Consider the following 5685-nt stretch of genomic DNA (forward strand, 5'->3'; position numbering starts at 1 on the left):
GGACAATGATATTTTGGGTGAAACCTTATTTTGACGGCGATGACGGTAAGAATCATTCAATATTCCATGAAACGGGCGATGCAAACAACGATATTTTTATAGAGAAAACGGGTGGCAATACTTTGCGTGTATCGCTTATGGCGGGTGGTACAAATCGCACCGCAGCAATAAACGTTACATCGTCGAACTTTGCCGCCGGAACTTGGTATATGATTACTGTAAGATGGGATACTAATAATACATTTGACGGTACTAACTATCTTGGCATACGATTAGATTCAGCTGATTCAGAAAGCAGTTCCGCTCTGGGAGTTCCTACGGCTGTTGATGAAACATTATCAATCGGACAGTTTTCCACTAATATTGCTACTGATATTTTTGACGGCTTGATACACTGGCAAATCTATGAACGAGCCTTGATGGATAGTGAAGTAACCGATCTATACAATTCGGGGGCGGGCGTAGAACCTTTCGTTACGCCTGATACTAAATTATTAAGTGTTGGCGAACTATCAAGCGGCGTTCCTGTTTGTACTCAACATCCGTGGGTTGACAATGAATTTACAGATGGCGATCAAGAAAATGATCCCGCCGCCGAGTGGATTTATTCGGGGGCAGACGGCACCGGCGCTAATACAGAAATATCTACTGTTACAGATATAGTTAAATATGATTTGAAATCAGCCGTACTTGAATGGCAAGCAGCCCTTACGGGAGAATATGTTTATAGGGCAACGGCTGTACTGGTAAATAATCAGGATTATTTTTATAGACTATGGATATATTTTAGTACGTTAAATGCCTCGGATCAACTTCATTTAGACATCGTTGGCAACTCAACCGTTCTCACCCGAAGGCTTGACACGGGAACTGACGATATAGGCGTTTCTTATGCCACAGGCAAGTGGCTTTATTATGAGGGTGTCATCAAAGCGGACGGAGCGGTCGTTCATCAGTTCAGACTGCGAAAAATCGGCGTTAACGGGGACGCAACGATCTACGTTGACCAGATGGAATGCACACCCAACGTCCAGCAAAACGGAAGTATGGAGGATACCTACATAGAAGGCGGCGAAGTCCCTCCTGACTGGACAGGTTTGCAGCCGTTACAATATGCCGGTTCCAAGGACACGACCGAGTATCACGGCGGAAGCGCCAGCTGGAAAGCCGATACGTTTACGGGTACCGGGCGAGGAATTTACCAGGACATCAGCTTTACAGCCGGTAAATGGTATACAATTTCCGGCTGGTTCAAGATATCGTCCGGCTCTGTCTACAGGTTCGGTATTGACAACTTATTGAGCGGATTAACCGTTGCAGGCAGGAAATCGTTCGAAGTCTCTGATTTAGACTCCCCGGATTCCACAAATGCTGCCGACTGGACGAAATTTTCCTGTACTTTCAAGGCGGTAACTTCAGGAACGGGACGGCTCGTGGTGCTCGGTCAGCCGGGTTTGAGCATGAACGTAGATGACGTTTCGATCATCGAGCTCGACACGGTTTCCGCGAATGCTTCGGTTAAAGCGACGACGGAAATTGATTCGTATTCGCAGGAGAAATTCGGTCAGGGACTTCGTATAGACGGCGGCGACACACTTTCATGGAATATTGTCGGAAATAAAAATGAAGGATCGGTTATTCTCTGGCTCCGGCCCCAATTTGCCGCCGGCTGGGCGGATGACGCGGATGATCCGGTCATCATAGAGATATATTACGATTCGAACAACTATCTGAGATTGTTCTACGATTGGACAAACGACAAGTTCGTCTTCAGAAAAAGAGCGGCTGGAGTCGATTATGATTCTGAAGCCGGAAGCCAGACCTTCAGCAAAAATGATAGACTCTGTCTGATAGGCACTTTCGGTTCGAACGGCGTTAGACTATACGTTAACGGAGTGTTGGGAAGCGTTACGAATGCAAACATAACAACGCTTGCCGGAAATCCGGCTTCGATTTACCTGAGCGACAATGCCCAGACATCATTTCCCGACTGTGTCTTTGACGAATTTTATCTTCTCTCACGCGAATTGTCCGCACAGGAAGTTTTAAAGTACTCAAACGCTTACCGGGCGCAAAAAAATGACAACGCAAAATTCAGTATGACGAAGGTATTTGCCGCAGGTGACAAACTCCTGATAAACAGTGAAGAGGAGACGGTTGAGTTCGCTGATTCATCTGCAGGCACATTCGTTAACGCAATCGCCTCGATGGACAGCGGATCGCTCTTTCCCAACCTCGACCCGAAGGAAGCGATGATATACAATAAGACCGCCGGAGGCGGTATAAAACTCGATTTTCTTAAGAAGTGGCTTTGAGCAGTGGCTAAATCCAGGCTCGAGCTTTACGATTCCGCTAACTCGGTACGTCAATCGGTAATCCCTTCAAAAGATTTGATTTCCGCCGTCAGGATGGATGAGTTGAACGGTGAAAACTCTTTATCCGTAAGCATATCCCGTAGCAGCGAAGTTTGGGGCTTAATAGATAATCTGAAGATAATACGCGTAATAAACCTTGATGACGGCAGTTATGAACCGTTCAGGATACGCCAAAAACGTGACGTCAGAAACGAGAGCGGAGTGGTTACCGGACAGATAGAATGTGAACATATCAAATACGATATGCTCGGTGAGATCTACGCTAAGTGGACGCCGTTCGTAAATGGCGATCCTTCCACCATTCTGAGCGAAATTCTCGGGGTATCGTCTTTTTCTGTCGGAACCATCTCCTCAGCCGCCAAGGTTGACATTGAGTTAAAGTTCAGTCCCGTTCTCGAACTGGTCGAGGACCTGCGGGAGTCTCTTGACACCGATATGACGGTCAGTAACGATAAAACAGTGTCGATTAAAAAGAGAGGGAGCAGTTCGAATGCGAAAATTCGATATACCCGGAATCTGACCGGAATTAGAAAAAATATCGATATACGTGATCTATTCAACGTGGTGTATCCTGTGGGAGGAGGAGAGCCGCCTGTGGACATAGGGGGAGATGATGTATTGGGTGTTGAAGGCGCCGAACATATACTGACCGCCATTTCAGGGGCAACGCTGTCGGCTCACAACAGGCTGGTGCCTTCAAACGATTCATGGAATAATTATTACGTCGAATTAACAAGAGCAATAAGCAGCGCAACCGTCGGTGCCAGACGACTGATTACCGACTCGATTGCCGGAAGTCAGGTCGTGGTAACTACCGCATTTTCCGGTTTGACCGTAGGAGATCATTTCAAGATAGTCGCCGATTCCGCCGGAACAGACATAAAACATATAAGGGACGCAGGTTCCATCGGTTCGTACGGCACAATAGAGTCAATCTTTCATGAGACGTCGATAGTCGAAGCCAGAAATTTACTTTTCAATCCTGACTTTTCAGGAATATTCGTATCCGGATTGGCAGAAAATTGGTCCGCGATAACTATCGGTGGAAATTTCCCGATTTCGTCGAATACGAATCCCGACTTTGTGCGGTACGGCACTAAAAGTCAGAAGATAGTGGAAGCAGACGCGGGGGAGGGGATAGAACAATCGATTACGCTTGTTACAAACTATGTATATTCCTTGTATGTATGGGTATATGTTTCATCAGGTAAAGTTAAACTTGAACTATATGACGGCGTAACCGACCAACCGTCTGCGGCGGGAAAAACGGCGGAAACAAGCCAGACGGGAGTATGGACGCAGCTGATGCTCGACGGTATCGCAGCTCAGGGGGTGAACGGCTCGGTGAAGATACTTTCGAACTCCGCAAGCTCGGACTTTTACGTGGACTCGGTGATGCTCGAAAAAGCGGGACGCCTCAGCGTCCCGAACGAATTTTATCCGATAAGCGGGGCAAGACTCCTCTGGGACAGAGGATTTGATGCTTTACAAAGTAACAAAGACCCTAAGTCGAAATACAAGGTATCTATTCTGGATCTCTTCGAAGCCGATCCCGACGGTTATCCTTACGATAGGCTTGAAGTCGGTGATACCATCAGATTACAGGACGATGAACTCGGGATAGACGTTCAGGCGCGGATAAAATCAAAACGCTGGAACGTGCTTGAACCCTGGGATGCCGAGCTCGAGATAGATAGGCACACAGACCGGCTGCCCCGAAGGATAAAGATGGAAAACCAAAAACGGAAGCGGCTTGATATAAACGTCGCCGATCTCATGGGCAGACGCGTAGATGACCGGAAATTTGAGGATCCTACGCTTATAATAAACGTGAGGCAGGGAGGGGATATTTTTTAGAAAGTAACGATATTTCCTTTATAAAAATTCTCATCTATTCAGATTTCAATTTTGACATAATGTCGAAATAACATGGAAATAAAACGAAAATAAAACCATAATTGGTTCTTATGATATATCGCATAAATATTTGTTTTTTAAGAATATATCGTTATAAAGATATGAAAAGGAACAGGAAATAAACGAGAAATGAGTCGGAAATTATTTCAAAGAAATACTCTACTGATCAAATGTACTATAATTCATTTTCCACCGGAACAAATTCTTCCTTTTCCCGTATATATAAAGGCAAGGGAAATGGAGGATTAGGATAATGGAAGCGACTGCATACGGGTGGGCTTATTAACCCGTATTTGATGAAACGAGAATAAAAACGAAGCCCCGGGTTTAACTCGGGGCTTTTTCTTGTTACAATAATTCTTTAAATTCCTATCTGTCATTCAGAATCTCGTACGGCATAACCGGTACTCGCAACTGTTATGAGGATTTATTGAAATGCTGATGTACATAGCTGTAATCATCGCATCTATTTCGGTTGCCGCGCTGACTCTCTTTTCGGGTTTCGGCATCGGCACACTCCTGATGCCGGTGTTCGCTCTCTTTTTCCCTGTCGAAGCGGCAATAGCGATGACGGCGGTGGTTCATCTATCCAACAACATCTTCAAGCTGTTTCTTGTCGGCAGGCATGCCGACAAGAAAATCGCCTTAAAATTCATAATACCCGGACTGATAACGTCCGCTTTAGGGGCGTATCTCCTGACTCAAATGGTTGGCTCGACACCGCTCTTGGTCTATGACCTCGGAGGGATGAGAGAGGTAACCGCCGTTAAATTGGTCGTGGCGGGATTGATGTTATTGTTTGCGTATCTCGAATTCAGTTCGGGTCTCAGCAGATTATCTTTTTCGGAGAAATATATTCCGCTGGGAGGCGCATTGTCGGGTTTCTTCGGCGGACTGTCGGGACATCAGGGAGCGCTGCGCAGCGCATTTCTTCTTCGTTCTTTAAACGATAAGACGAAGTTCATAGGCACGGGAGTTGTGTGTGCCGTAGTCGTGGATATCTCCCGTCTGATTGTTTACGGAACTCTGTTTTTCGGGGGGGCAGTAGATACAATAGTCGAATCGGGAGGTCTGAACTTGATGGCAGTTGCGGTAATTACGGCTTTTCTCGGCTCCTTCTTAGGCAGCAGGCGGATGAAAAAAGTGAAGATGCATCATGTTCGCAATCTTGTCGGCGTTATGCTCTTAGTTCTCGCGCTGCTGCTGGGAAGCGGTATCATATAAAAACCTGAATTAACGCCTTTCCCCTTGACGTCCTCGTATCTCTTGTAATATTTTCGCTGTATATCTCTAAAGACTTCGAATTGATCGTCGATATAATCAAACATTATATAGGTCGCCGCCGCATTGACGGCATCACGCCTGTTGATCACTGGCGAGCTGCCGCCTACCG

The 5685-nt window shown here is 46.1% G+C and carries 3 protein-coding genes; all 3 read left to right on the top strand.

Annotation, left to right across the window (positions count from 1 at the left end; translation table 11 throughout):
• On the top strand, positions 1–2315 hold a 2315-nt coding region (locus IID12_09595; protein ID MCH8289340.1), incomplete at its 5' end, for a hypothetical protein.
• 3 nt (positions 2316–2318) lie between these two features.
• Positions 2319–4232 (top strand): phage tail protein, encoded by a 1914-nt coding sequence (locus tag IID12_09600; protein ID MCH8289341.1) that lies wholly within the window; start codon positions 2319–2321, stop codon positions 4230–4232.
• A gap of 498 nt (positions 4233–4730) precedes the next feature.
• Positions 4731–5516, top strand: a complete 786-nt coding sequence (locus IID12_09605) for a sulfite exporter TauE/SafE family protein (GenBank protein ID MCH8289342.1) — start codon at positions 4731–4733, stop codon at positions 5514–5516.
• The last annotated feature ends 169 nt before the right edge of the window (positions 5517–5685 follow it).

Source organism: Candidatus Neomarinimicrobiota bacterium (assembly GCA_022567655.1).
In the GTDB taxonomy this organism is placed as follows: domain Bacteria; phylum Fidelibacterota; class SORT01; order SORT01; family SORT01; genus JADFGO01.